Source organism: Rhizobium sp. TH135 (assembly GCF_002855515.1).
Lineage (GTDB): Bacteria > Pseudomonadota > Alphaproteobacteria > Rhizobiales > Rhizobiaceae > Allorhizobium.
This window is the reverse complement of sequence record NZ_PKRP01000005.1, coordinates 136,564-162,053: the sequence shown is the minus strand read 5'-3', so window position 1 is coordinate 162,053 and position 25,490 is coordinate 136,564. Positions and strand designations below refer to the sequence as shown.

Sequence of the window (25,490 nt, the reverse complement as noted above, 5' to 3'; positions counted from 1 at the left end):
TCCCCCAATCCTTCGCCTGGACTTCGCATATTTGAGACGATTCGCTTTTGCGATCGTGAGCGGCAGGCCGGGCATCCGGCCATCAATTCAAGTCGGGAGGCGAGCCGAGACGCTCGCGAAGCACCATGGGTAGGCAAGAAGCCAACGAGCAGTTTCTGATCACGTCCTTCCTCGACGGATCGAATGCGGCCTATATCGAACAGCTTTACGCGCGCTATCAGGAAGACCCCTCTTCGGTCTCCGATGAGTGGCAGGCCTTTTTCAAGGCGCTGGCCGACAATCCGACCGATGTGACGAAGGCCGCGAAGGGCGCTTCCTGGCAGCGCAAGAACTGGCCGATCGCCGAGGGCGGTGATCTCGTCAACGCGCTCGACGGCAACTGGGGCGTTGTCGAGAAGGCCATCGAAAAGAAGGTCCAGGCCAAGGTTGAAGCGACCGCCGCTTCGACAGGCAAGGCCCCTTCCGAAGCTGAAGTCCTGCAGGCAACGCGCGATTCGGTTCGCGCCATCATGATGATCCGGGCCTACCGCATGCGTGGTCACCTGCATGCCAAGCTGGACCCGCTCGGTCTTGCAGCGCCGGTTGACGATTACAACGAACTTTCTCCCACGGCCTACGGCTTCACCGAGGCCGATTACAGCCGCAAGATCTTCATCGATAACGTGCTGGGTCTGGAATACGCCACGATCCCGCAGATGCTCGATATCCTGCAGCGCACCTATTGCTCGACGCTCGGCGTCGAATTCATGCACATCTCCAATCCGGAAGAAAAAGCCTGGATCCAGGAGCGCATCGAAGGCCCTGGCAAGGGCGTCGAATTCACGCCGAACGGCAAGAAGGCCATCCTTCAGAAGCTGATCGAGGCCGAAGGCTTCGAGCAGTTCATCGACGTCAAGTACAAGGGCACCAAGCGCTTCGGCCTCGACGGCGGTGAATCGCTGATCCCGGCGCTCGAGCAGATCATCAAGCGCGGCGGCCAGGAAGGTCTCGAGCAGGTTGTTCTCGGCATGGCCCATCGCGGTCGTCTGAACGTCCTGACCAACGTCATGCACAAGCCGCATCGCGCGGTCTTCCACGAATTCAAGGGCGGTTCCTTCAAGCCCGATGAAGTCGAAGGCTCCGGCGACGTGAAGTACCACCTCGGCGCTTCCTCCGACCGCGAGTTCGACGGCAACAAGGTTCACCTGTCGCTGACGGCCAACCCGTCGCATCTGGAAATCGTCAACCCTGTCGTCATGGGCAAGGCCCGCGCCAAACAGGACCAGCTCGCCAAGGTCTGGGAAGGCGATGTCATCCCGCTCAAGGAGCGCGCAAAGGTTCTGCCGCTTCTCCTGCATGGTGATGCAGCCTTTGCGGGCCAGGGTGTGACTGCAGAAATTCTCGGCCTGTCGGGCCTGCGCGGTCACCGCGTGGCCGGCACGCTGCACGTGATCATCAACAACCAGATCGGTTTCACCACCAATCCGGCCTTCTCGCGTTCGTCGCCGTATCCGTCCGACGTCGCGAAGATGATCGAAGCGCCGATCTTCCACGTCAATGGTGACGATCCAGAAGCCGTCGTCTATGCGGCCAAGGTCGCGACCGAATACCGGATGAAGTTCCACAAGCCTGTCGTCGTCGACATGTTCTGCTACCGCCGCTTCGGTCACAACGAAGGCGACGAGCCGAGCTTCACCCAGCCGAAGATGTACAAGGAAATCCGCGCCCACAAGACCGTGGTCAACATCTATGGCGAGCGCCTGATCGCCGAAGGCCTGATCACCGAGGGCGAACTCGAGAAGATGAAGGCCGACTGGCGCGCCCATCTCGAGCAGGAGTTCGAGGCCGGCCAGAGCTACAAGCCGAACAAGGCCGACTGGCTGGACGGCGCATGGTCGGGTCTCAGGACCGCCGACAATGCCGACGAGCAGCGTCGCGGCAAGACTGCCGTGCCGATGAAGCAGCTCAAGGAAATCGGCCGCAAGCTGTCGACCATTCCGGAAGGCTTCAAGGCACACCGCACGATCCAGCGCTTCATGGAAAACCGCGCGCAGATGATCGAGACCGGCGAAGGCATCGACTGGGCCATGGGCGAAGCACTCGCCTTCGGTTCGCTCTGCCTCGACGGCCACAAGATCCGTCTGTCGGGTCAGGATTGCGAACGCGGCACCTTCTCGCAGCGCCATTCGGTGCTCTACGATCAGGAAACCGAAGACCGCTACATCCCGCTCGCCAATCTGGCGCCGAACCAGGCCCGCTACGAAGTCATCAACTCGATGCTTTCGGAAGAGGCAGTGCTCGGCTTCGAATATGGCTATTCGCTGGCTCGTCCCAATGCGCTGACGCTCTGGGAAGCCCAGTTCGGTGACTTCGCCAACGGTGCACAGGTCGTCTTCGACCAGTTCATCTCGTCGGGCGAACGCAAGTGGCTGCGCATGTCGGGCCTGGTCTGCCTTCTGCCGCATGGCTATGAAGGTCAGGGTCCGGAACACTCCTCCGCCCGCCTCGAGCGCTGGCTGCAGATGTGCGCCGAAGACAACATGCAGGTCGCAAACGTCACGACGCCGTCGAACTACTTCCATATCCTGCGCCGTCAGATGAAGCGTGACTTCCGCAAGCCGCTGCTCATCATGACGCCCAAGTCGCTGCTGCGCCACAAGCGCGCAACGTCGAGCCTTGCCGAACTGGCTGGCGAAAGCTCGTTCCACCGACTTCTGTGGGACGATGCCGAAGTCATCAAGGACGGCCCGATCAAGCTGCAGAAGGATGCAAAGATCCGTCGCGTCGTCATGTGCTCGGGCAAGGTCTATTACGACCTTCTGGAAGAGCGCGAGAAGCGTGGCATCGACGATGTCTACCTGCTGCGCATCGAACAGCTCTACCCATTCCCGGCCAAGGCGCTCATCAACGAGCTCTCGCGCTTCCGCAATGCGGAGATGGTCTGGTGCCAGGAAGAGCCGAAGAACATGGGCGCCTGGTCGTTCATCGATCCGTATCTGGAATGGGTGCTTGCTCATATCGACGCCAAGTACCAGCGGGTGCGCTACACAGGCCGTCCGGCTGCAGCCTCGCCGGCAACCGGCCTGATGTCCAAGCATCTTGCCCAGCTCGAAGCCTTCCTCGAGGACGCACTGGGCGGTTGATCCGCCCAGTCACTCCCTCGCAGACCGAAACGTTCTCTGACCAACGGAATTGAGATCATGGCCACTGAAATCCGCGTACCCACCCTCGGCGAATCCGTCAGCGAAGCCACTATTGGCACCTGGTTCAAGAAGGTCGGTGACACCGTCAAGGCCGACGAGCCCCTCGTCGAGCTGGAAACCGACAAGGTGACCGTCGAAGTCCCGTCGCCGGTCTCGGGCGTTCTGACTGAAATCGTCGCACAGAACGGCGAGACCGTCGGTCTCGGCGCGCTGCTCGGCCAGATCGCTGAAGGTGCTGCAGGCTCCGCCGGTGCAGCCGCTCCGGCTCCTGCCGCAGCACCGGCTCCTGCTGCTGCGCCTGCTCCGGCCGCCGCTGCTCCGGCTGCCCCCTCGGCCATGCCGGCCGCTCCGGCTGCTGCCAAGCTTGCTGCCGATAACAACATCGCGACCTCCGACGTCGACGGCTCCGGCAAGCGTGGCCAGGTGCTGAAGGGTGACGTGCTCGCCGCCATCGCCAAGGGTACGGCTGCTCCGGCTGTTCCCGCCGCCCCGGCTGCTCCGCGTCCGGCCTCTTCCGGCGATGACGCATCGCGCGAAGAGCGCGTGAAGATGACCCGTCTGCGCCAGACGATCGCAAAGCGCCTCAAGGACGCCCAGAACACGGCTGCCATGCTCACCACCTATAACGAGGTGGACATGAAGGCGGTCATGGACCTGCGCAATCGCTACAAGGACATCTTCGAGAAGAAGCATGGCGTGAAGCTCGGCTTCATGGGCTTCTTCACCAAGGCCGTCACGCATGCCCTGAAGGAACTGCCGGCCGTCAACGCCGAAATCGACGGCACCGACATCATCTACAAGAACTACTGCCACATCGGCGTTGCCGTCGGCACGGACAAGGGCCTGGTCGTTCCGATCGTGCGCGATGCCGATCAGATGTCGATCGCCGAAATCGAGAAGGACATCGGTCGTCTCGGCAAGGCTGCACGTGACGGTCAGCTCTCGATGGCCGACATGCAGGGCGGTACCTTCACCATCTCCAACGGTGGCGTCTACGGTTCGCTGATGTCTTCGCCGATCCTGAATGCTCCGCAGTCGGGTATCCTCGGCATGCACAAGATCCAGGAGCGTCCGGTCGTTGTCGGCGGCCAGATCGTCATCCGTCCGATGATGTATCTCGCACTCTCCTACGATCACCGCATCGTCGACGGCAAGGAAGCAGTCACCTTCCTCGTCCGCGTCAAGGAAAGCCTTGAGGATCCGGAACGTCTGGTTCTCGATCTCTAAGGAAATTTCACGATGGAGCCGGTATCCGCGTCCGCCTCTCCGCTTGTCCTGCTCCTTGCCTGGAGCGTGGTCCTGCTGGTTGCGCATGTCCTTCTGCAGGGCATGCTCGCCACAAAGGAGCTGGGCACGGAGTGGAATGCCGGCCCGCGTGACGACAACAAGCAGCCGGCGAGCAAACTCGCCGGTCGCGCCGCGCGGGCGTCATCGAATTTCCGCGAGACCTATCCAGCCTTCATTGCACTGGCGGCTGGGTTGCTGTTCACCGGTGAGACATCGGGCCTCGGCCTGACCGGTGCCATCGTCTGGTTTGCTGGACGCATCGTCTATTACCCGCTCTATCTGGCCGGCATTCCCTATATCCGCTCGCTCGTCTGGACTGGCGCCATGGCCGGCCTCGGCCTGATGTTCCTCGCACTGGCGTTTTGAGGTGAGGCATGGGCGCGTCGTCAGGAGCAGCCGTTCTTCTTGCCGCGCTTGCGTTCTCTCACGCGGCTTCGGCCGCCGATTGCCGGATTGAGAAAGCCACCTATCGCGAAGCCGAAACCGGGGTCGAGCTCGTCTTTGCCGCGGCCAGCGGCGAGAACACGCCGGTCAGCCATGGTTTCAAGACTGAAATCGGCAAATTCAAGCTTGATGGTCATGTGATGTTCGATCCGGAGATCGAGCGGCCCGTCGGCATGCTGATGAACAATTGCCCGGACGGTGACGTGACTGGCGCAACCATTGCCGCCTGCACCGTCTGGAAGGGCATCGTCTACGGGATCGACGAGACGACCGGCCATGTCGACCTGCTCCCGCCGGAAGGCGCCGACGCGCCCGATGCACTTCTCCTGCCCGGCTTTGGCCCGGCCATCCTGTCGTCTGCTGTCGGGAAGGGCATGGAAGCCGCTCCGTGGGATGTCTTCGAATTCAAGGGATGCGCCTCATGACCAGCCGTCCTCTCCTTCTAGTCACAGGCGGCAGCCGCGGCATCGGCGCTGCCGTCTGCCGCAAGGCTGCAGCGCAGGGTTATGACCTGCTCGTCAATTATCGCTCGGACAAGGCCGCTGCCGAGGCCGTCGCTGCGGATTGCCGGACGCTCGGCGCCGAGGCCGAGATCGTCCAGGGCGACACAGCCACCGAAGAAGGCATCACTGCGATCTTCGCTGCCGTCGATCGCCTCGGGCCGCTCCATGGTCTCGTCAACAATGCCGGCGTGGTCGACGTCACGGCGCGGGTGGAGGAATTCGACCGGGCGCGGCTCGACCGCATGTTTGCCGTCAACGTGATCGGCAAGATCCGTTGCGCCACGGAAGCCGTGAAGCGCATGTCGACGAAACATGGCGGGCAGGGTGGCGTGATCGTCAACATCTCGTCCATGGCCGCTGTCATCGGCAGTCCGGGCCAGTATGTCGACTATGCCGCCGCCAAGGCTGCGGTTGATACCTTTACTGTCGGCTTGTCCCGCGAAGTCGCGACCGAGGGTATCCGGGTCAATGCCATCCGGCCCGGGATCATCGATACCGAAATCCACGCATCCGGTGGATTGCCGGACAGGGCGCGCGATCTGGCTCCCATCGTTCCGATGCAAAGGCCCGGAACGGCGGACGAAGTGGCCGACAGCGTTCTTTATCTCCTCTCGCCTCAGGCATCCTATGTGACGGGTGCCATCTTGAATGTCAGCGGCGGTCGGTAACCGTCGAAAACGAAGGAAGCTTCCCATGTCTTATGATGTCATCGTTATCGGCTCCGGCCCCGGCGGCTATGTCTGCGCCATCAAGGCGGCCCAGCTCGGCATGAAGGTTGCCGTCGTCGAGAAGCGCGCCACCTATGGCGGCACTTGCCTCAACATCGGCTGCATTCCGTCCAAGGCCCTGCTGCACGCGTCGGAAGTCTTCCACCATGCTGCCCATGGCATGGCGGACCTCGGCGTCGAAGTCGGCGCACCGACGCTGAACCTCGGCAAGATGATGGCCCACAAGGAAGCGACCGTGAAGTCGAACGTCGAGGGCGTCGCTTTCCTGTTCAAGAAGAACAAGATCGACGGCATCCAGGGCACGGGCAAGATCCTCGGCGCCGGCAAGGTTGAAGTCACAAACGACGCCGGTGAAGTCCAGGTTCTCGAAACCAAGAACATCGTCATCGCCACCGGCTCCGACGTCGCCGGCATTCCGGGCGTTGCCGTCGAGATCGACGAAAAGATCATCGTGTCCTCGACCGGCGGTATCGCGCTGGAGAAGGTTCCGGCCAAGATGATCGTCGTCGGCGGCGGTGTCATCGGCCTCGAGCTCGGCTCGGTCTGGTCGCGCCTCGGCGCAAAGGTCACCGTGATCGAGTATCTCGACACGATCCTCGGCGGTATGGACGGCGAAGTCTCCAAGCAGTTCCAGCGCATCCTTGCCAAGCAGGGCATGGAATTCAATCTCGGCGCCAAGGTCACCGGCGTGGTCAAGTCGGGTGATGGCGCCAAGGTGACGTTCGAGCCGGTCAAGGGTGGCGAAGCCCAGACGCTCGACGCCGACGTCGTGCTCGTCGCGACCGGCCGCAAGCCTTACACGGCTGGCCTCGGCCTCGAAGAATCCGGCGTTGCCCTCGACAATCGTGGCCGCGTCGAGATCGACGGCCACTACCGCACCAATGTTGCCGGCATCTATGCCATCGGCGACGTGGTCAAGGGTCCGATGCTCGCCCACAAGGCGGAAGACGAAGGCGTGGCGCTTGCCGAAATCCTCGCCGGCCAGCATGGCCACGTGAACTACGAAGTCATCCCGGGCGTCGTCTACACCCAGCCGGAAGTCGCCTCCGTCGGCAAGACCGAGGAAGAGCTGAAGGCCGCAGGCGTATCCTATAAGGTCGGCAAGTTCCCGTTCACGGCCAATGGTCGTGCCCGCGCGATGCTCGCCTCGGACGGTTTCGTCAAGGTTCTCGCCGACAAGGACACCGATCGTGTTCTCGGCGTGCACATCATCGGTCTCGGTGCCGGCGAGATGATCCACGAAGCGGCTGTCCTGATGGAGTTCGGCGGTTCGTCGGAAGATCTCGGCCGCACCTGCCACGCCCACCCGACCATGTCGGAAGCCGTGAAGGAAGCCGCACTCGCGACTTTCTTCAAGCCGCTGCATATGTGAGCCTGCTGACCTGACATGGGTCAATTATTATATTTCGGTAAGGTTGAAGGCCGTCGCTTGTGCCTCAAGCGGCGGCCTTTATCATGCGTGGTCAGTGCCTCCCTTTGTTCCTCGCGAAAGGCAAGACCATGGCCCATGTTGCGCCCGCCTCCTATTCCATCCCGCAGAAGGCTCTTCACTGGTTGATGGCCTTGCTCATCCTGTTCAATCTCATCTTCTCCGATGCGATGGAGGAGGTGGCCGAAGCCTATGAGCGTGGGGAGGTCCCTTCCCCTGAGGACCTGACCTTCGCCAATATCCATGCCTATGTCGGGATCGCCGTGATCTGTCTCGGGCTTGTCCGGCTCGCGGTTAGGCTGACGCGCGGTGCGCCACCTGCGCCGGCCGAAGAACCGCCGCTCCTGGCACTCGCTGCCAAGCTGGCGCATGGCACCTTCTACGCGCTCTTCTTCCTGATCCCGCTGAGTGGCATCGGCGCCTACTACTTCGGCAACGAGACGGCGGGTTTCCTGCATGGCGGACCGTTGAAGAGCCTCATGTGGCTTTTGATCGCAGTGCACATTCTGGCGCTTCTGGTACATCAGTTCTACTGGAAGACGCCGGTCGCCAAGCGCATGACGCGCGGGTGATCGCCAAGGGGGACAGGATGGGTGTTGTCGTTGAGCAGCGTATCACGCTTCCGCATCCCGACCTTCCCTCAGCCGACTGGGCAGACAGCTACTGTGTCCGGCTCGATCGAAACGATCTCGTTCCGATGGAAGTTGCGAGCGAGCTTATCGGGAGAGCGCCGCGCTGGGTCGGTGCTCTGCTCAAGATCCGCAATCGGATTGTCGGTCTCTTCGGATTGAAGTCGGCTGAGCTTGAACTGACCGGTCAGGATAAGATCGGCGGCTTTCCGGTCATTGATCATGATGGTGAGCGCGTCCTGCTCGGCTTCGACGACAAGCATCTGGATTTTCGGATCATCGTGACGGTCGAGCCGGAGGGTGCTGCCCGTCAACACGTGTCGCTAACGACGCTCGTCAATCGGCACAATCTGTTTGGCCGGATCTACATCCTCGTCGTCACGCCGTTCCACAAGCTGATCGTGAAGACCTTCCTGAGGCGCTTTGCCGCTTCGAAAGGCCTCAGCCATCGATCCGCGTAACGGCGTAGCCCTGGCCGCGCAGCAACTCGACCAGACCTTCTTCGCCCGGCAGATGCAGCGCGCCGACAGCGATGAAGGCATTGCCCTTTGCAAGATGCTGCTTGCTGCCTTCGGCCATCACGAGATTGCGGTCGCGGACGATCCGCGTCTCGAAGGCGGCATAGGCGCTTTCGTCTTCGCCTGACTCGGTCGGGGCCACGGCCTTCAGCATGGGCATGGTCATGCCGATGTCACCGGCGAGATAAAGCTCGGTCATCGTCTCGATGACGTCTTCCATCTTGTCGCCGAGCGCGATTGTCTCGATCAGAGCTTTGAAATGAAAGTCGACTGGCAGGTCGGCCATGGCTTCGAGCTGTTCCACGAGGGTTTCGAGCCCGGCGATCGGCTTGCCGGCATTCACCGCATCTTCCGCGATCTGCTTGTCGAGGAAGGAGGCGCCGGCTGCCTTGCGCGACATTTCGCAGGCGGGGAGCGCAACGAAGCTCGCGAGGATCCAAGGCTTCATCCGGGCAACGGCGCCAAGTGCCAGACCGCGCTCCTTCAGGCCGGATTCCAGTTTAGCGAGTTCCGCAGCGTCGAGGTGGTCCTTCACGGACTTGCCGTCCGTAAACATGGTGAGTTCGGGATGCATGAGCAGGGAAGCGGCGGCCTTCTGCTCGTCGAGGATCTCGTCTGATTCGATGACGACAACATCTGCCGCTGCAGCCGCTTCGCGGGCGCCGTTCGGCATGGTGAGAACGCGGGGGTCGGTGACATGCATGGTGCCGAGCAGATAAGAGGGCTTCAGGCCCTCCTTCTCGACCTTCCAGAAAATGCCCTGGCCATTCGGCACCTTGGCGGCTTCTGCGCGGATCTTCGCAAGCTCTTCCGGCTTTTCCTTTTCCATGGCCACGAGCAGGTTCTCGCCGTGGCAGGCAGTGTCGGAGGCTCGGGCAGGGCTGACTGCAAGCAGGGTAGCCAGCAGCAGGGCGACAAGCACAAGCGGCAGCGCGCCAGCGATCCAGAGGCCGATCTCGGATGGCGAAAGGCGCGGCAAGGTCGGCCGCAGCGTGAAAAGGCGATGCGCGTTCATGTCGTCTCCTGTCAGAAGTGGGGAGAATAGGAGCGATCGCCCTCACGTTCGATTAAGGATCTTGGTTAACGCAGGCGCGATCGGGACGCGTCAGGCGCGCGGATGGGCGCGGTCGTAGATGTCCAGAAGCCGTGCGCTGTCGACGCCGGTATAGATCTGCGTGGTCGAGAGGCTCGCATGGCCGAGCAGTTCCTGGATCGTCCTCAAGTCCCCGCCACTGCCCAGAAGATGTGTCGCGAAGGAATGGCGGAGCGCATGGGGCGTGGCCGAATCCGGCAGGCCGAGGGCCGAGCGCAGCTTCTGCATCTCGCGCTGGATGATCGCCGGCTGAAGCGGTCCACCGCGAGCACCCCGAAAGAGCGGGGCGCCGGGTTCGAGATGATAAGGGCAGAGGCCATAATAGGTTTCGACCGCCTCCATGACGACAGGCAGCAACGGCACGAGCCGCATTTTGCCGCCCTTGCCGGTGATGCGCAGGCTGGTCGGTCTGCCCTCAAAAACCTCGGGTGTCAGCCCGAGCGCCTCGGAGATACGAAGGCCGCATCCATACAGGAGCGAGAGCACGGCTGCATCACGGGCCGCGATCCAGGGCTCTTCGTGCATCTGTGTGTTGATCGCGACGACGGCCAGAGCCTGACGGCCGCTGAGTGGCTTGGGCAGGGATTTCGGCTGCTTCGGTGAGCGGATCGCACTCGCACCCGCCGCATTGACCAGACCCTTGCGTTCCAGGTGGCGCAGGAAGGAGCGCAGGCCTGCAAGATGGCGACCGAGCGTTCGCGCACCGGCCCCGTCCTTGCGGCGATGGGCGAGGAAGCCGCGCAGATCCGCCGGGCGCAGCGCCTCGATATCGCGGATCTTCACCATGCCCCCGACATGGGTGGACAGGAACTGAAGGAATTGCCGCGTGTCGCGTTCATAGGCTTCCAGCGTATTGCCCGACAGCCGACGCTCGGCGCCAAGGCTTTCCAGCCAGGCGGCGCGTTCGCCGAGGAGTTTTTCGTCTGCCTGGATCAATTTTGCGCCTTCCGCGTTGTTGGGTGTCGGCCAGCCCTCGCACGATGGCGCGGGAGGGTTAACGAAGGACGAATATTGGGGCTGTCATGATCGGATCACAAATCGCTGCCAGAACCCCTCTGGAACTCTGGCGAGGTATTTGCTGATGCGCCGCTCTCCCGTCTCCACCTTCGCAAGCGTCACCGACACCCTGTCGCTTCTTTCCCACGGTCGCCCCGGGCATATCGTCGACACGCTGATTGCCGAGCGTGGGCAGAAGCTCGTCGAGCATCCGCTCTGGCCTGCGATGCGGCCCTTCCTTTATAGCGTTCTGCGCTACGACAAGGCGATCCAGTTCGCCAATGACGTCGCCAACCTGCCGGGTCCGCAGGTGTTCGACTATCTGAGCGCTGCTCTCGGCCTCGATATCCAGGTCCGACATGCTGATCGCATCCCGTCATCCGGCGGGTTCATCCTGGTCAGCAATCACCCGACCGGCATTGCCGACGGGGTTGCGATGTATGACCTGCTGAAGGATCGCCGTCCCGACATGACCTTCTTCGCCAATCGCGATGCCGTGAGGGTCAATCCGCGGCTTGCTGAAATCATCATCCCGGTCGAATGGCGCGAAGAGCACAAGTCGAAGCTCAAGGCGCGCGAAACGCTGAAACTCACCACGCGGGCCGTGGAAGAGGGCAGGGCAACCGTACTCTTCCCGTCCGGCCGCATCGCCTATTGGGACGAGGGCAAGCTCAACGAGCGGCCGTGGAAGACGTCGGCCATCTCGCTTGCGCGCAAATACAATCTGCCGATCCTACCGGTGAACGTGAAGGCCCGCAATTCCGGCCTGTTCTACTGGTTTGCCCGCTGGTCAACAGAACTGCGCGACATGACCGTCTTTTATGAGCTTCTCAACAAGCGCGGCGGTCGTTTCGATTTCACCGTTGGCAATCTGATTCCGGTCGAGGCGCTCGACGGTGATCCCGCCGAGGTGACCAAGGCGCTGGAAGACTTCACCGTCCACGGGCTGCCTGCCGATCCCGACCGCAGCTTCCGCTAATCTCTCCCTTACATAAAGCCTGTTTTCTTTCTGTTCTTCCGGGGGCAAGTTGCAGCCCGATGAAGGACGATTCGAAAAGCCTGTTCGGGGAACTGTTTGAGACACCGCGCCGCAAGGTGGTGCCGGTGCTCGTGCCTATGCCCGCGCCGACCGCTTACAGCTACGCCGTACCGGATGGCATGACGTTGGAGGCGGGTGCGATCGTGCAGGTGCCGCTCGGGCCGCGTCAGGTGATCGGTGTGGTCTGGGATGGCGGCGAGGGCACATCAGTCGATCCGAAGAAGCTGCGGGAAATCACCAAGGTCTTCGACTGCCCGCCGCTCGACCAGGACATGCGCACCTTCCTCGACTGGGTGGCTGCCTACACGCTTTCTCCGCCCGGTTATGTGGCGCGCATGGCACTTCGTGCGCCCGCTGCCTTTGATCCGGAGCCGATGATCGAGGGGCTGCGCTATGCCGGCTACGAGCCTGAGCGCCTGACACCTGCACGGCAGAAGGTGCTGGAGATGGCATCGGATGGTCTCTCCTGGACCAAGAGCGGGCTTGCTCATGCAAGCGGCGTCTCGACCAGCGTCATCGACGGTCTCGTGAAGCAGGGCGTGTTCGAACAGGTCTTCCTGCCGCCGCCGCCGCTGGTTGCGGCTCCCGATCCTGATTACGCGGAGAACCGGCTCGCCGGCCCGCAGAAGGACGCCGCCGAAGAGATCCTCGATAGCCTGCGCAAGGGCGGCTTTGCCGTCTCCCTGATCGATGGCGTGACTGGCTCCGGCAAGACGGAGGTCTATTTCGAGGCGATTGCCGAGACGCTGAAACAGGGCAAGCAGGTGCTGATCCTGTTGCCGGAAATCGCGCTTACCGCCAACTTCCTCGAGCGCTTCCAGGATCGCTTCGGCTCCAAGCCCGGCGAATGGCATTCGGATCTTGCGACGCGCACCCGCGAAAAGGTCTGGCGCCAGGTGGCGACCGGCGAGATCCGCGTGGTTGCCGGCGCACGCTCGGCGCTCTTCCTGCCTTTCGAAAATCTGGGCTTGATCATCGTCGACGAAGAGCATGATCCCGCCTTCAAGCAGGAAGATCGCGTCTTCTATAATGCGCGGGACATGGCGGTTGTCCGGGCGCGGATTGCGAACTTCCCGGTCGTGCTGGTCTCGGCGACACCGTCGGTCGAGAGCCAGGTCAACTGCATCGCCGGTCGCTACACGCGTATCCATCTGCCGACGCGCTTTGCCGATGCCGCCATGCCGGACCTGCATCTCATCGATATGCGGCGGGCACCACCGGAGCGGGGCGGCTTTTTGTCGCCGATCCTGCTGCGCTCCGTCGGCAAGGCTGTGGAGCGCGGTGAACAGGCGCTGCTCTTCCTCAACCGACGGGGTTATGCGCCGCTGACGCTCTGCCGCGTCTGTGGTCACCGCTTCCAGTGCCCGCAATGTTCGAGCTGGCTGGTCGAGCATCGTTTTCGCGGTCAGATCCAGTGCCACCAATGCGGCTATCACGAGCCGACGCCGAATTCCTGCCCGGAATGCGGCACGTTGGACCACCTCGTTGCCTGCGGCCCAGGTGTCGAGCGCATCGCCGAGGAAGTGGAAAAGCACTTTCCCGATGCGCGCACGCTGGTGCTCTCTTCAGATATCGGTGGCGTGAAGCGTCTGAGACTGGAGCTCGAGGCGATCGCCAATGGTGAGGCCGATATCGTCATCGGCACCCAGCTCGTCGCCAAGGGGCATAACTTCCCGCTGATGACGCTGGTCGGCATCATCGATGCGGATATCGGCCTGTCGAATGGCGATCCACGTGCGGCCGAGCGGACCTTCCAGCTGCTTTCCCAGGTTACCGGTCGTGCGGGTCGCACGGGGCGCAAGAGCCTTGGTCTCCTGCAGACCTTCCAGCCGCAACATCCTGTCATGCAGGCGATCGTATCGGGTGATGCGGCCGCCTTTTATGAACGCGAGATCACCGAGCGCGAGCGGGCGCAGCTGCCACCTTACGGGCGACTGGTCTCGATCATCGTCTCCGCCGATACTCGCGCTGAAGCGGAAGGCCATGCCCGTGGCCTCAGACAGGCCGCGCCGCATGAAAGCGGGATCATGATCCTCGGGCCAGCAGAGGCGCCGCTTGCCCTGATCCGGGGACGGCATCGCTTCCGTTTGCTGGTGCATGGGCGCCGCAACAGCGACATGCAGGCTTTCGTGAAGAGCATGTTGGAGCGGGGGCCGAAAGAGCGGCGCTCAATCCAGGTGCAGGTCGATGTCGATCCGCAGAGCTTCCTGTGAGCGGTTTTCAGCCGATTGAGGTCGCATCGCCTTCAGAATGAGCCGCAAAGCCCATACCGCCACCGCGCTTTTCGTGCCATAAGCCCCGCGATTTCTTTCACGCGGGTCGATCCATGGAATTCTACTTCCCCACTGAACTTGGCGAGCAACTGGCCTTCCTCTCCGCTGCCGCAGCAGCGCTTATCGGCTGCTTCGTCCTTTTTGCTCCAGGCCTGACCCTCAAGGCGCTGGGCCTCACCGCTGCCGAGGGGCGACCGGAGGGTCTGGGTGCTGCGCGCTCGATCGGCGGGCTCATTGTCGGTTTCGCCGGAACGGCACTTCTGCTCGCCCAGCCGACGGTCTATCTAGCCTTTGGTGCTGCAGTCGGTCTGTCTGCCTTTGCCCGTGTCCTGTCGATCATGTCGGACCATGGCGGCACCTGGCGCAATCTTCTCCTTCTGGTTGTGCAGGCAGTTATCGCTTCTCTCGCCCTTGCCTATGTCTTTGGTCTGACATGAAGATCGGTCACGAATTGGATCTCCGAACAATCCCGCCAATTTGACGCAGATTTGGACAAAAAACGCCGCAAGGCCTTGCTCTGAAGTAGCAAACCTTTAATACGCGTGTTGCGAGTCTAGACCTGCTATGCTAGACGGACCGCGAAATTCGGAAAACGCAAGTGCAACATGCTTGTGTTTTTGGGGAAAAACAAAACGATATCAGGAGTTTGAGAGGCCTCAATCGAGGTGTCCGGCATCCTGGATCAAGATCAGGGAATTTTTTGCCCGTGGCAGACGCATCCCAAGTGATTTCAGGCGTGGCGGAGCGTTACGCTTCGTCGCTTTTCGAGCTCGCGCTCGAAGGCGGCGCAATTGACGCCGTTGCTGCCGATCTCAACCGTTTCCAGGCGATGATCGACGAAAGCGGCGATCTGAAGCGTCTGGTCCTGTCGCCCGTCTTTACGGCCGAAGATCAGGTCAAGGCCATCAGCGCTATCGGCGAAAAGGCCGGTTTCAACGCGCTGGTGTTGAACTTCCTGAAGGTCGTTGCAAGCAATCGCCGCCTGTTTGCCGTTCCCGGCATGGTGGCTGCCTATCGCCAGATCGCTGCCCGTCACAAGGGTGAGATCACGGCTGACGTCACCTCTGCTCATGCTCTTACGGCTGAGCAGGAAACCGAACTGAAAGCGGCGCTGAAGGGCGTTACCGGCAAGGAAGTCTCGATCTCCGTCACGGTCGATCCCTCCCTGCTCGGCGGCCTGATCGTGAAGGTCGGCTCCCGCCAGATCGATACGTCCCTTCGCACCAAACTTTCCACCCTTAAGCTTGCACTGAAAGAGGTTGGCTGATGGATATCCGCGCCGCGGAAATTTCCGCAATTCTGAAAGATCAAATCAAGAACTTCGGCAAAGAGGCGGAAGTCTCTGAAGTTGGCCAGGTTCTGTCCGTCGGTGACGGTATCGCCCGCGTCTACGGCCTCGACAATGTTCAGGCCGGCGAAATGGTCGAGTTCCCGGGCGGCATCCGCGGTATGGCGCTCAACCTCGAAGCCGACAACGTCGGTGTGGTTATCTTCGGTGCCGACCGTGGCATCAAGGAAGGCGACATCGTCAAGCGGACCGGCGCCATCGTTGACGTTCCGGTTGGTCCGGAACTGCTCGGCCGCGTCGTTGACGCGCTTGGCAACCCGATCGACGGCAAGGGCCCGATCAACGCGACCCGCCGTTCGCGCGTCGACGTAAAGGCTCCTGGCATCATCCCGCGCAAGTCGGTTCATGAGCCGATGTCGACCGGCCTCAAGGCTATCGACGCCCTTATCCCGGTTGGCCGTGGCCAGCGCGAGCTCGTCATCGGCGACCGTCAGACCGGCAAGACCGCGATCATCCTGGACGCCTTCCTCAACCAGAAGGCCATTCACGACAACGGTCCGGACGCTGAAAAGCTGTACTGCGTCTACGTTGCTATCGGCCAGAAGCGTTCGACGGTTGCGCAGTTCGTGAAGGTTCTTGAAGAGCGTGGCGCTCTCCAGTACTCGATCATCATTGCTGCTACCGCTTCGGACCCGGCTCCGATGCAGTATCTCGCACCGTTCGCCGGTTGCGCGATGGGCGAATACTTCCGCGACAACGGCATGCATGCCCTGATCGCTTATGACGACCTGTCCAAGCAGGCTGTCGCTTACCGCCAGATGTCGCTTCTTCTGCGCCGTCCGCCGGGCCGCGAAGCTTACCCGGGCGACGTCTTCTATTTGCATTCGCGTCTTCTCGAGCGCGCCGCCAAGATGGGCGACGCTGCCGGTGCTGGCTCGCTGACCGCTCTGCCGGTTATCGAAACCCAGGGCAACGACGTTTCGGCCTTCATTCCGACCAACGTCATCTCGATCACCGACGGTCAGATCTTCCTTGAAACCGACCTGTTCTACCAGGGCATCCGTCCGGCCGTTAACGTCGGTCTCTCGGTTTCGCGCGTTGGTTCTGCCGCTCAGATCAAGGCGATGAAGCAGGTTGCCGGCTCGATCAAGGGCGAACTCGCCCAGTATCGCGAAATGGCCGCCTTCGCCCAGTTCGGTTCCGACCTTGACGCCGCCACCCAGCGCCTGCTGAACCGTGGTGCCCGTCTGACGGAACTCCTGAAGCAGCCGCAGTTCTCGCCGCTGAAGACGGAAGAGCAGGTTGCGGTGATCTTTGCTGGCGTCAATGGTTACCTGGACAAGGTCCCGGTCAACCAGGTCGGCAAGTTCGAGCAGGGCTTCCTTTCCTACCTCCGTTCGGAAGGCAAGGCGATCCTCGATGCGATCCGCACCGAAAAGGCGATCAGCGACGATACCAAGGGCAAGCTCAAGGCCGCTCTCGATACTTTCGCGAAGAACTTCGCCTAATTCAGGCTCAAGCCAAGGACGGATAACGGATGCCTTCACTTAAGGATCTGAAAAACCGGATCGCCTCCGTCAAGGCGACGCAGAAGATCACCAAGGCGATGAAGATGGTCGCCGCGGCGAAGCTGCGTCGTGCGCAGGAAGCGGCCGAGGCTGCCCGCCCGTACTCGCAGCGCATGGGTGTCGTCCTGGCCAACATCGCGCAAGCCGTGGGTTCGGACGACAGCGCACCGCGTCTGATGACCGGCACCGGCAAGGACGACGTGCATCTGCTCGTCGTCTGCACCGCCGAGCGTGGTCTTTGTGGCGGTTTCAACTCGTCGATCTCGCGTTTCGCCCGTGACCATGCGCGCAAGCTTTTGGCCCAGGGCAAGACGGTCAAGATCTTCTGCGTTGGAAAGAAGGGCTACGACAGCCTGCGCCGCGAATTTGCCGGCATGATCGTCGAGCGTGCGGATCTGCGCGAAGTGAAGCGTATCGGCTTCGCCAATGCAGATGCCATCGGTCGCAAGGTCATCGGCATGTTCGAGCGTGGCGAATTCGATGTCTGCACGCTGTTCTATTCCGAGTTCAAGTCGGTGATCAGCCAGATCCCGACCGCCCAGCAGATCATCCCGGCCGCTCCGGCCGAAGCTGCTCCGCAGGGTGGTGCATCCGCGCTTTACGAATACGAGCCGGATGCGGCTGGGATCCTCGAGGATCTCATCCCGCGCAACATCTCGGTTCAGATTTTCCGGGCCCTGCTCGAAAACGTTGCTGGTGAAATGGGCGCCAAGATGAGCGCCATGGACAATGCGACGCGCAATGCCGGTGAGATGATCAACAAGCTGACGCTTTCGTACAACCGCCAGCGTCAGGCGCAGATCACCAAGGAACTCATTGAAATCATTTCGGGCGCGGAAGCGCTCTGAGGTTAAGGAAAGAGGGTAAGATAAATGGCTAAGGCAGCTACCCCCAAGTCTAAGGCGGTGAAGTCCGCAGCCGGTGCTCTCGGCAAGGTCACGCAGGTCATCGGCGCCGTCGTTGACGTCGCATTCGAAGGCGAACTGCCCCCGATCCTGAACGCGCTGGAAACCGACAACGGCGGCAACCGCCTCGTTCTCGAAGTCGCGCAGCACCTCGGCGAAAACCAGGTCCGCACGATCGCCATGGACTCGACCGAAGGTCTCGTCCGCGGCCAGCCGGTCTCCGACACGGGCGCTCCGATCTCCGTTCCGGTCGGTCCGGAAACGCTCGGCCGCATCATGAACGTCATCGGTGAGCCGGTTGACGAAGCTGGTCCGCTGGTTACCGAATCGAAGCGCGCCATCCACCAGGACGCCCCGGCTTACGTCGAGCAGTCGACCGAAGCCCAGATCCTGGTCACCGGCATCAAGGTCGTCGACCTTCTGGCTCCTTACGCCAAGGGCGGTAAGATCGGCCTGTTCGGCGGCGCCGGCGTTGGCAAGACCGTTCTCATCATGGAACTGATCAACAACGTCGCCAAGGCGCACGGTGGTTACTCGGTCTTCGCTGGCGTGGGTGAACGTACCCGCGAAGGCAACGACCTTTACCACGAAATGATCGAGTCCGGCGTTAACAAGCACGGCGGTGGCGAAGGCTCCAAGGCTGCGCTTGTATACGGCCAGATGAACGAACCGCCGGGCGCCCGCGCTCGCGTCGCTCTGACCGGTCTGACGATCGCTGAAGACTTCCGCGACAAGGGCCAGGACGTTCTGTTCTTCGTCGACAACATCTTCCGCTTCACCCAGGCAGGTTCGGAAGTGTCCGCTCTGCTCGGCCGTATCCCGTCGGCCGTTGGTTATCAGCCGACGCTTGCTACCGACATGGGTCAGATGCAGGAACGCATCACCACCACGACCAAGGGCTCGATCACCTCGGTTCAGGCCATCTACGTTCCCGCCGACGACTTGACGGACCCGGCTCCGGCTACCTCGTTCGCCCACCTGGACGCAACGACGGTTCTGTCGCGCTCGATCGCTGAAAAGGGTATCTACCCGGCCGTTGACCCGCTCGACTCGACCTCGCGTATGCTTGACCCGATGGTTGTCGGCGAAGAGCACTACGAGATCGCTCGTAAGGTTCAGACGACCCTGCAGCGCTACAAGTCGCTCCAGGACATCATCGCCATCCTCGGCATGGACGAACTGTCCGAAGAGGACAAGATGACGGTTGCTCGCGCTCGTAAGATCGAACGCTTCCTGTCGCAGCCGTTCTTCGTGGCCGAAGTCTTCACCGGTTCGCCGGGCAAGCTGGTTGCTCTCGAAGACACGATCAAGGGCTTCAAGGGCCTCGTCAACGGCGACTACGACCACCTGCCTGAAGCTGCCTTCTACATGGTTGGCTCGATCGAAGAAGCCATCGAGAAGGCCAAGCGCCTGGCTGCCGAAGCCGCTTAAGGCTCAAGGGAATGCCGGCACGCGGGATCACCCGCGTGTCGCTTAATCCTTCATCAGAGAAGTGAACGACCATGGCCGACAATTTCAACTTTGAGCTCGTTTCGCCCGAGCGTCTTCTGCTCTCCGAACAGGTGATCGAAGTCGTCATTCCGGCAACGGAAGGCGAAATGACCGTCATGGCCAATCATGCGCCGACCATGACGACGATCAAGCCGGGCGTGGTGAGCGTCAAGCTCGCTTCCGGTCAGGTGGCCAAGTATGTGGTCTTCGGCGGTTTTGCCGACGTCCTGCCGACCGGCTGCACGCTGCTTGCCGAATCCGCCGTTCCGCTTTCGGAAATCTCGCCGGACACGCTGACCAAGCGTATCGACGAAGCCCGCAAGGAACTTGATGGTGTCGAGCATCACGAACACCGCACCAAGCTCGAGCAGTACCTCGCCGAGCTCACCAACCTGAACGGCGTTCTCGTCGCTGCCTGATCGGTTGCGCACGACGGACAAGAATTGAAGCCGGGCCTTTGGGTCCGGCTTTTTTCATGCCCGGATGTCAGGTGGAGACGGCGTCTTCGAGGATCATCGCCGCACCCTTTTCCGCAACCATCATCGTCGGGGCATTGATGTTGCCAGCCGTGATATTCGGGAAGATCGATGCATCGACGATCCGTAGCCCGGGCACGCCATGCACCCGGAGCCGCGCATCCACCACGGTTTCCCGGGGATCGGTCCCCATCGCGCAGGTTCCGCAGAGGTGGTAGATCGAGCCACTGTTGAGGCGGAAATAGTCGAGCAGTTTCTCATCTGTATCGGCAGCCTTTGAGGGCGACACTTCCTCCTCCACCCAACCATCAAGTGCCCGCGCGTCCGCGATGCGGCGCATCAGACGGCTTCCCTGCAAGACTTCCTCGATATCGCGATCCGTCGACAGGTAGTTTGGGCGAATGAGCGGGGCGTCCGACGCGTCGGGCGAGGCGATAGAGATCGTGCCCTTGCTTGTCGGGCGGCAGGCGTTGAAGGCGATGAGAAAGCCGGGATAGGGCTCCGGTGTCAGGCTGGCCTTGGGACTGTCCGGGATCCGATAGGAGAGCGGGTTGAAATAGACCTGAATGTTCGGCCGCGTCTCCTCAGGCGCTCCGCGGAAGAAGCCCCCAGCCTGGTTTACGCTCATGGCGAAGGGCCCGCTGCGCTTCAACATCCATATCAGGCCAAACCGGGCCTGGCCGATGAGGCTCGCGAATTCGCCATTCAAAGTCGGTTGTTTCGAACGGTAGTAGAAGCTGGCGCAGAGATGGTCCTGCAGGTTCCGACCGACCGCCGGCAGGTGTTTGCGCGTCTCGATACCCCGGGCAAACAGCGTCGACCCATCGCCGAAACCGGAAAGCTGCATGAGTTTCGGGGTGTCGACCGCACCGGCCGTCAGGATCACCTCGCAGCGCGCGGTAAAGCTCTTCAACCGGCCATGCTGCATGACCTCAACGCCGGACACCCTGCCATCCTCATCCACCAGCAGGCGGCGCGCATGAGCCTGGCGCTCGATGGCGAGGTTCGCTCGCTTCAGGGCGGAGCGCAGATACTCGGCGCTTGAATGCGAGCGTTGACCGCGCCTCGTGTTGACGTCGTAGACGCCAGCGCCTTCGATCGCCGCCCCGTTGAAATCCTCGTTCAGCGGTACACCCAGTTCGTCACAGGCGTCTAGAAAGGCGTCACTCACAGGGTGTGTAGATCCGCGCATGGGCGTCACGTGGATCGGGCCGCTACCACCATGCCAGGGGCTCTCTCCCCGCGCATGGGTTTCCAGCTTGCGGAAGTAGGGCAGCACGTCGTCAAAGCCCCAGCCGGGATTGCCGGCGGCCTGCCAGTCGTCGAAATCCTCTGCGGCACCTCGCACGAAAACCATGGCGTTGATCGAGCCAGAGCCACCCTGCACCTTCCCGCGCGGAGCATAAATGCGCCGGCCGCCGAGATTGGGCTCCGGCTCCGTGCGGTACATCCAGTTGACCTTTGGATTGTAGTAGCTCTTGGCGTAACCGACCGGGATCTTGAACCAGAAGGACTTATCCTCGCCGCCGGCCTCGATCAGCAGCACGGAATGACGCCCGCTTTCGCTCAGGCGGCTCGCCACGATGCAGCCTGCGGAGCCTGCACCGACCACGATGAAATCGAAAATCATGGGGTGTCCCTCATACCAAGTGTCGATGATAGGAACCCATAGGATCGGCTCGACCGCCCTTTCTGGCTAGGAGAGGTCCGAAGAGCGATGCTGTCGCATCGGTCAAGGAACTCGACGACGCCAGAACGGGCGGGAAGCCGACCAAAGGTGGCTTCTTGCAGGCCCCTGGCGTTGTTGCGCCGCTTGGCCGATGCGAGAGCATCGCCCGGCGCACCGCGCCTAGCCAGAGACCCGCAAGAAGCCATCCTATCGGTTCCTATCATCGACACTTGGTATTAGCCCTTGGCCGGCATGAAGTCTTTCACGTCGGCATGGTCCGGCGCCATCTGCAGATGCAGTCGCTCGCCGATATAGGGCGTGTGCTTGGCGATGACCTCGTCGTTCAGTTCGATGCCGAGGCCAGGTTCGCGCGAGGGGATGAGGTAGCCGTCGTCGAAGCTGAGCTTTGTCTTCAGCACCTCGGCGTGGAAGCCGCCGAAATCCATGATCGCCTCATGGATGAGGAAATTCGGGCAGGTCGCCGCAAGCTGGATCGAAGCAGCTGCCCCGACCGGGCCGTTGTAAAGATGCGGCGCGATCTGCGCATAAAAGGACTCGGCCATCCCGGCGATCTTCTTCGCCTCCAGCAAGCCGCCGACGCGAGCGACATTCATCTGCAGGATGGAGGCAGAGCCAAGCTGCAATACTCTCTGGAATTCGTATTTCGTGGTCAGGCGCTCGCCTGTCGAGACGGGGATCGAAGTGGCGCGAGCGACTTCCGCCATTGCCGCTTCCTGGCCCGGCGGAACGGGTTCCTCGAACCAGAGCGGATCGTACTTCTCCAGCCGCTTGGCAAGACGGATGGCCGAGGAGGGCACCATCTGGCCATGGGTGCCGAAGAGGATGTCGGCGCGGTTGCCGATCGCATCACGGATCTTGCGGCAAAACTCCTCGCAGCGGTCCATGACCGGCAGCGACAGCTGATGACCGGAATAATTGGTGTAGGGCCCGGCGGGATCGAATTTCAGCCCGGTGAAACCCGCCTCGACCATGCGGATCGCCTCTTCGGCGGCGAGATCCGGATCGTTGTAGTCGTATTCGCCGGCTGAATTCTTCGGATAGAGATAGGTGTAAGCGCGCAGCTTGTCGTTGACCGGGCCGCCGAGTAGATCGGCCACCGGCCGTCCCGCCGCCTTGCCGATGATGTCCCAGCAGGCGATTTCGAGACCCGAGATGATCCCGACCATGGTCGGATCCGGCCGCTGGGTAAAGCCGCTCGAATAGGCCGCACGCCAGAAGCGCTCGATCTGGTGCGGGTCGTGACCCTCCAGATAGCGGGTAAACACGTCTTCCACCAGGACGGCGATGCCCGAGGGGTGGAAGGCGGTCGAATAGATCTCGCCGACGCCCTTGATGCCGCAGGCCGTCTCCAGCTCGACGAAGATCCAGTACATGCCGCCGATATGCGGTGCGGGCGTGGCGACAACGTGTGTCTTGAGCGAAGCGACTTTCATGGATGCCCCCGATGAAGAATTCTTGAGCCGGCTAATCGGCGATCAGTGCTTGAGGATGACGAGGCGGGTCTGAGTGAATTCCAGCATGCCATGCTTGCCGTCATCGCCGCCGAGGCCGGAGCGCTTCCAGCCGGCGTGGTAGCCCTGATAGGGATCGGCCGGGAAGCGGTTGATGTAGAGTTCCCCCGCCTCGATCTCGTTCGCCGCCTTCATCACCTTGCGGTAGTTCTCGGTGAAGACGACGGAGGCGAGGCCGAACTGGTGGTCGCTCGCCATCGCAAGTGCGTCGTCGAAATCGGTATAAGGGATGACGGCGAGCACCGGACCAAAGACTTCTTCCTGGACGATCTCCATGTCCTGGCGGCAGTCGGAGAGCAGTGTTGGCGGATAGAAATAGCCGTCGCCTGCGGGCAGGAAGCCACCCGTCTCGATGACGGCGCCATCGGCCTTGGCCCGTTCCACCATGTGATGAACCCTCAGACGCGCTGCGGCATTGGCGAGCGGTCCCATGCGGGTCGGATCCTCGGCGCGATCACCATAGTGGCGGCGTTCGAAAGCGTCCTTCAGCTTGGCGAGGAGTGTGCCATGCACGGAGGCATGCACGTAGAGGCGCTCGACGGAGGTGCAGACCTGGCCGCAATGGGCGGTCTTGGCCGCAAGCACGCTTTTCGTCACCACATCGAGATCGGCATCCGGTTCCACGATCACAGGCGTCTTGCCACCGAGTTCTAGCGAGGGTTTGGCGATATTGGCCTTGCAGTATTCGAGAACCGTCTGGCCGGCGGCGACGCTGCCGGTCAGCGTGATCATGCCGACCTCACGGCGAGTGGACATGACCTGGGCCACCTCGTGGCTCATGGCCATGATGCTGACGAGGCCTGCGGGGAGGTCCGCTTCCTTGATTGCTTCGGCGAAGACGAAGGCCGAGGTCGGCGTGTTGTTGCTCGGGCGCACGACCACGGCATTGCCGGTGATCAGGGCCGGGGCAATCTTGCGCACCAGCGTGTAGATCGGGAAGTTGAAGGGGATCAGGCAGGCGACGACGCCGATCGGGGCACGCTTCAGCATCAGCGTTTCATCCGGCGTGTCGCTCTCGATCACTTCGCCCTCGACGCGGCGCGCCCATTCGGAGTGGTAGCGCATCAGCTCGACGCCATAACCTGCCTCGGCGACCGCGTCCTCAACGCTCTTGCCGGATTCCAGTGCCAGGGCCTCGCCGATCTTCTGCTGGTGGCGCTCGACGGCGTCGGCCAGCCTGCGCAGTGCATTGCCCCGCTCGATGGCCGGCAGGCGACCCCAAGGCTTCTGGGCAGCAGCGGCTGCGTCCACCGCCTCGATGACATCGGCTTCCGTCGCAGAGGTGACCGATGCAAAGACCCGACCGTTGGCGGGGTTTTTCACCTCGATCGTTTGGCGTGGCCCCGTCTCGCGAAATGATCCGGCAATGAAGTTCTGGAAGGTGGACATGGCAGGCGCTCCGGCAACGGACAGTGCGCCCAAGTAGGGATCTGGCCTTCTTGCTTCGCAAGCGACTTATTGTCGGGGTGAGCATTCCAAAAAGGAATGTTTCAGGCGTTCGCCTGTCTGAGTGCCGGCCTCGAGCCCGTTCCGATTTCATGGCTCAGCCAGCGTCGGAGTGCCTCTACATGCGGTGATAGCGATCTGTCGGTGCGGGTCACGAGCCAGTAGGATTCGTGGCCCTCGACTTCGACATCCAATACCTGGGTGAGCGCGCCCGTTTGCATCAGGGGTGCGACCATCGACCTGTCCGCCACTGCGACCCCCAGCCCGTTGCAGGCAGCCTCGATGACGAGATCGAGCAGGTCGAACTCCAGTCCGCCTTGCGTGTCCGTCTCGGTGAGGCCAGCCGCATCCAGCCAGCGCTGCCAGGTGAGATACCGCTGGTCGGCAGAAGCCAGCACATGCAGGAAGGTGAAGCGAGAGAGGTCGATCGCCTCGCCGTCCCGCAGGCTTTCCATGAGTTGCGGAGCGCAGACGGCGATATGGCGTTCGGTAAACAGTCGTTCCGAGCGCAGGCTCGGCCACTCCCCGTCGCCGAAGCGGATGGCGCAATCGAGCATACCGCGTTCGGAGAGGTTGTCTTCGAGATCGGTGGTGATGCTCAGATCGACATCGGGCAGGAAGGCCCTGAGGCTCATCAGGCGCGGCATCAGCCAGCGCTTGGCAAAGGTGGGCGGCACGTTGATCCGGAGACGGCGCAGATTGCTCTTCTCGCGGATGTTGCGAACGGTCATCTCGACGGTGTGGAGGGCGTGCTGCAGGGAGCCGAGCAGTTCGGCGCCCGAGGCGGTTAGCTCGAGGTGATGGTGCCTGCGGATGACGAGCGTTTCGCCAAGCTGTTCCTCGAGATTGCGCACCTGACGGCTGACCGCACTCTGGGTCAGGTTCAGCAATTCCGCGGCACGCGTGAAGCTGCGGGTCTGGCCGACCACCTCGAACACCTTCATCGCGGACAGGGCCGGCAGCCTTCTCATGATCTCTCGTGCCATCTCGTTTT

At 62.0% G+C, this 25,490-nt stretch carries 22 protein-coding genes; 16 read left to right on the top strand and 6 right to left on the bottom strand.

Features of this window, described 5'->3' with window-relative positions:
- The first annotated feature begins 125 nt into the window (after window positions 1-125).
- The 8 genes from C0V73_RS15970 (at window position 126) to C0V73_RS15935 (ending at window position 8,663) form a co-directional block, all read left to right on the top strand.
- Window positions 126-3,122: a 2-oxoglutarate dehydrogenase E1 component gene (locus C0V73_RS15970; protein ID WP_102020992.1), complete on the top strand. Its 2,997-nt coding sequence runs from the start codon at window positions 126-128 to the stop codon at window positions 3,120-3,122.
- Window positions 3,123-3,179: 57 nt separating this feature from the next.
- Complete coding sequence (gene odhB / locus C0V73_RS15965; RefSeq protein WP_102020991.1) at window positions 3,180-4,409, top strand: 2-oxoglutarate dehydrogenase complex dihydrolipoyllysine-residue succinyltransferase; 1,230 nt, start codon at window positions 3,180-3,182, stop codon at window positions 4,407-4,409.
- Between the two features lie 12 nt (window positions 4,410-4,421).
- Window positions 4,422-4,835 (top strand): MAPEG family protein, encoded by a 414-nt coding sequence (locus C0V73_RS15960; protein WP_102020990.1) that lies wholly within the window; start codon window positions 4,422-4,424, stop codon window positions 4,833-4,835.
- 8 nt (window positions 4,836-4,843) lie between these two features.
- Window positions 4,844-5,338 (top strand): hypothetical protein, encoded by a 495-nt coding sequence (locus C0V73_RS15955; protein ID WP_102020989.1) that lies wholly within the window; start codon window positions 4,844-4,846, stop codon window positions 5,336-5,338.
- Window positions 5,335-6,084 (top strand): SDR family oxidoreductase, encoded by a 750-nt coding sequence (locus C0V73_RS15950; RefSeq protein WP_102021257.1) that lies wholly within the window; start codon window positions 5,335-5,337, stop codon window positions 6,082-6,084. Before C0V73_RS15955 ends, C0V73_RS15950 begins: the two co-directional genes overlap by 4 nt.
- Before the next feature lie 25 nt (window positions 6,085-6,109).
- Window positions 6,110-7,516 (top strand): dihydrolipoyl dehydrogenase, encoded by a 1,407-nt coding sequence (gene lpdA, locus C0V73_RS15945; RefSeq protein ID WP_102020988.1) that lies wholly within the window; start codon window positions 6,110-6,112, stop codon window positions 7,514-7,516.
- A 128-nt stretch (window positions 7,517-7,644) separates the two neighbouring features.
- Window positions 7,645-8,145: a cytochrome b/b6 domain-containing protein gene (locus C0V73_RS15940; RefSeq protein ID WP_102020987.1), complete on the top strand. Its 501-nt coding sequence runs from the start codon at window positions 7,645-7,647 to the stop codon at window positions 8,143-8,145.
- 17 nt (window positions 8,146-8,162) lie between these two features.
- Window positions 8,163-8,663 (top strand): DUF2867 domain-containing protein, encoded by a 501-nt coding sequence (locus C0V73_RS15935; protein ID WP_102021256.1) that lies wholly within the window; start codon window positions 8,163-8,165, stop codon window positions 8,661-8,663.
- Here the strand turns inward: C0V73_RS15935 and C0V73_RS15930 are convergent.
- Entirely contained in the window at window positions 8,644-9,735 is a 1,092-nt protein-coding gene (locus tag C0V73_RS15930) for a TraB/GumN family protein (RefSeq protein ID WP_102020986.1), read from the bottom strand. The genes C0V73_RS15935 and C0V73_RS15930 overlap by 20 nt on opposite strands.
- Before the next feature lie 90 nt (window positions 9,736-9,825).
- Window positions 9,826-10,749, bottom strand: a complete 924-nt coding sequence (locus tag C0V73_RS15925; RefSeq protein WP_102020985.1) for a tyrosine recombinase XerC — start codon at window positions 10,747-10,749, stop codon at window positions 9,826-9,828.
- A 145-nt stretch (window positions 10,750-10,894) separates the two neighbouring features.
- Between C0V73_RS15925 and C0V73_RS15920 the strand changes: the two genes are divergently transcribed.
- The 8 genes from C0V73_RS15920 to C0V73_RS15885 all read left to right on the top strand — a co-directional run bounded on the left by C0V73_RS15920 (window position 10,895) and on the right by C0V73_RS15885 (window position 19,792).
- The gene (locus tag C0V73_RS15920; protein WP_102020984.1) at window positions 10,895-11,788 is read left to right on the top strand and encodes a 1-acyl-sn-glycerol-3-phosphate acyltransferase; all 894 of its coding nucleotides are present in this window, start codon (window positions 10,895-10,897) and stop codon (window positions 11,786-11,788) included.
- A 59-nt stretch (window positions 11,789-11,847) separates the two neighbouring features.
- On the top strand, window positions 11,848-14,061 hold the full coding sequence (locus C0V73_RS15915; protein ID WP_102020983.1) for a primosomal protein N': 2,214 nt from the start codon (window positions 11,848-11,850) through the stop codon (window positions 14,059-14,061).
- Between the two features lie 113 nt (window positions 14,062-14,174).
- Complete coding sequence (locus C0V73_RS15910; protein WP_102020982.1) at window positions 14,175-14,558, top strand: DUF4345 domain-containing protein; 384 nt, start codon at window positions 14,175-14,177, stop codon at window positions 14,556-14,558.
- A 263-nt stretch (window positions 14,559-14,821) separates the two neighbouring features.
- A complete protein-coding gene (locus C0V73_RS15905) occupies window positions 14,822-15,388 on the top strand; it encodes a F0F1 ATP synthase subunit delta (protein ID WP_102020981.1) in 567 nt (188 codons plus the stop codon).
- Window positions 15,388-16,917, top strand: a complete 1,530-nt coding sequence (atpA, locus tag C0V73_RS15900; RefSeq protein WP_102020980.1) for a F0F1 ATP synthase subunit alpha — start codon at window positions 15,388-15,390, stop codon at window positions 16,915-16,917. Before C0V73_RS15905 ends, atpA begins: the two co-directional genes overlap by 1 nt.
- A 29-nt stretch (window positions 16,918-16,946) precedes the next feature.
- Window positions 16,947-17,825, top strand: coding sequence for a F0F1 ATP synthase subunit gamma (locus C0V73_RS15895; protein ID WP_102020979.1), 879 nt, complete (start codon window positions 16,947-16,949; stop codon window positions 17,823-17,825).
- A gap of 24 nt (window positions 17,826-17,849) precedes the next feature.
- Window positions 17,850-19,313 carry a F0F1 ATP synthase subunit beta gene (atpD, locus tag C0V73_RS15890; protein WP_102020978.1) on the top strand — a complete coding sequence of 488 codons (1,464 nt, stop codon included), beginning with the start codon at window positions 17,850-17,852 and terminating at the stop codon, window positions 19,311-19,313.
- Window positions 19,314-19,384: 71 nt separating this feature from the next.
- Window positions 19,385-19,792 (top strand): F0F1 ATP synthase subunit epsilon, encoded by a 408-nt coding sequence (locus tag C0V73_RS15885; protein ID WP_102020977.1) that lies wholly within the window; start codon window positions 19,385-19,387, stop codon window positions 19,790-19,792.
- 67 nt (window positions 19,793-19,859) lie between these two features.
- On the opposite strand, the gene C0V73_RS15880 is transcribed toward C0V73_RS15885, so the two are convergent.
- The 4 genes from C0V73_RS15880 to C0V73_RS15865 all read right to left on the bottom strand — a co-directional run bounded on the left by C0V73_RS15880 (window position 19,860) and on the right by C0V73_RS15865 (window position 25,467).
- Complete coding sequence (locus tag C0V73_RS15880; RefSeq protein WP_102020976.1) at window positions 19,860-21,479, bottom strand: GMC family oxidoreductase N-terminal domain-containing protein; 1,620 nt, start codon at window positions 21,477-21,479, stop codon at window positions 19,860-19,862.
- A gap of 275 nt (window positions 21,480-21,754) precedes the next feature.
- Window positions 21,755-22,972: a mandelate racemase/muconate lactonizing enzyme family protein gene (locus C0V73_RS15875; RefSeq protein ID WP_102020975.1), complete on the bottom strand. Its 1,218-nt coding sequence runs from the start codon at window positions 22,970-22,972 to the stop codon at window positions 21,755-21,757.
- 42 nt (window positions 22,973-23,014) lie between these two features.
- Window positions 23,015-24,439 carry an aldehyde dehydrogenase gene (aldA, locus tag C0V73_RS15870; protein WP_102020974.1) on the bottom strand — a complete coding sequence of 475 codons (1,425 nt, stop codon included), beginning with the start codon at window positions 24,437-24,439 and terminating at the stop codon, window positions 23,015-23,017.
- A 101-nt stretch (window positions 24,440-24,540) separates the two neighbouring features.
- A complete protein-coding gene (locus C0V73_RS15865) occupies window positions 24,541-25,467 on the bottom strand; it encodes a LysR substrate-binding domain-containing protein (protein WP_245408000.1) in 927 nt (308 codons plus the stop codon).
- Window positions 25,468-25,490 lie beyond the last annotated feature (23 nt).

Excerpts from the sequence above, each read along its gene's own strand:
- aldA (WP_102020974.1), bottom strand. The coding sequence starts at position 24,439 with ATGTCCACCTTCCAGAACTTCATTGCCGGATCATTTCGCGAGACGGGG.
- C0V73_RS15880 (WP_102020976.1), bottom strand. The coding sequence starts at position 21,479 with ATGATTTTCGATTTCATCGTGGTCGGTGCAGGCTCCGCAGGCTGCATC.
- C0V73_RS15935 (WP_102021256.1), top strand. The coding sequence starts at position 8,163 with ATGGGTGTTGTCGTTGAGCAGCGTATCACGCTTCCGCATCCCGACCTT.
- C0V73_RS15920 (WP_102020984.1), top strand. The coding sequence starts at position 10,895 with ATGCGCCGCTCTCCCGTCTCCACCTTCGCAAGCGTCACCGACACCCTG.
- C0V73_RS15875 (WP_102020975.1), bottom strand. The coding sequence starts at position 22,972 with ATGAAAGTCGCTTCGCTCAAGACACACGTTGTCGCCACGCCCGCACCG.
- C0V73_RS15895 (WP_102020979.1), top strand. The coding sequence starts at position 16,947 with ATGCCTTCACTTAAGGATCTGAAAAACCGGATCGCCTCCGTCAAGGCG.
- C0V73_RS15950 (WP_102021257.1), top strand. The coding sequence starts at position 5,335 with ATGACCAGCCGTCCTCTCCTTCTAGTCACAGGCGGCAGCCGCGGCATC.
- C0V73_RS15960 (WP_102020990.1), top strand. The coding sequence starts at position 4,422 with ATGGAGCCGGTATCCGCGTCCGCCTCTCCGCTTGTCCTGCTCCTTGCC.
- C0V73_RS15955 (WP_102020989.1), top strand. The coding sequence starts at position 4,844 with ATGGGCGCGTCGTCAGGAGCAGCCGTTCTTCTTGCCGCGCTTGCGTTC.
- odhB (WP_102020991.1), top strand. The coding sequence starts at position 3,180 with ATGGCCACTGAAATCCGCGTACCCACCCTCGGCGAATCCGTCAGCGAA.
- C0V73_RS15930 (WP_102020986.1), bottom strand. The coding sequence starts at position 9,735 with ATGAACGCGCATCGCCTTTTCACGCTGCGGCCGACCTTGCCGCGCCTT.
- C0V73_RS15865 (WP_245408000.1), bottom strand. The coding sequence starts at position 25,467 with ATGAGAAGGCTGCCGGCCCTGTCCGCGATGAAGGTGTTCGAGGTGGTC.
- atpD (WP_102020978.1), top strand. The coding sequence starts at position 17,850 with ATGGCTAAGGCAGCTACCCCCAAGTCTAAGGCGGTGAAGTCCGCAGCC.
- C0V73_RS15885 (WP_102020977.1), top strand. The coding sequence starts at position 19,385 with ATGGCCGACAATTTCAACTTTGAGCTCGTTTCGCCCGAGCGTCTTCTG.
- C0V73_RS15910 (WP_102020982.1), top strand. The coding sequence starts at position 14,175 with ATGGAATTCTACTTCCCCACTGAACTTGGCGAGCAACTGGCCTTCCTC.
- C0V73_RS15915 (WP_102020983.1), top strand. The coding sequence starts at position 11,848 with ATGAAGGACGATTCGAAAAGCCTGTTCGGGGAACTGTTTGAGACACCG.
- atpA (WP_102020980.1), top strand. The coding sequence starts at position 15,388 with ATGGATATCCGCGCCGCGGAAATTTCCGCAATTCTGAAAGATCAAATC.
- C0V73_RS15940 (WP_102020987.1), top strand. The coding sequence starts at position 7,645 with ATGGCCCATGTTGCGCCCGCCTCCTATTCCATCCCGCAGAAGGCTCTT.
- lpdA (WP_102020988.1), top strand. The coding sequence starts at position 6,110 with ATGTCTTATGATGTCATCGTTATCGGCTCCGGCCCCGGCGGCTATGTC.
- C0V73_RS15970 (WP_102020992.1), top strand. The coding sequence starts at position 126 with ATGGGTAGGCAAGAAGCCAACGAGCAGTTTCTGATCACGTCCTTCCTC.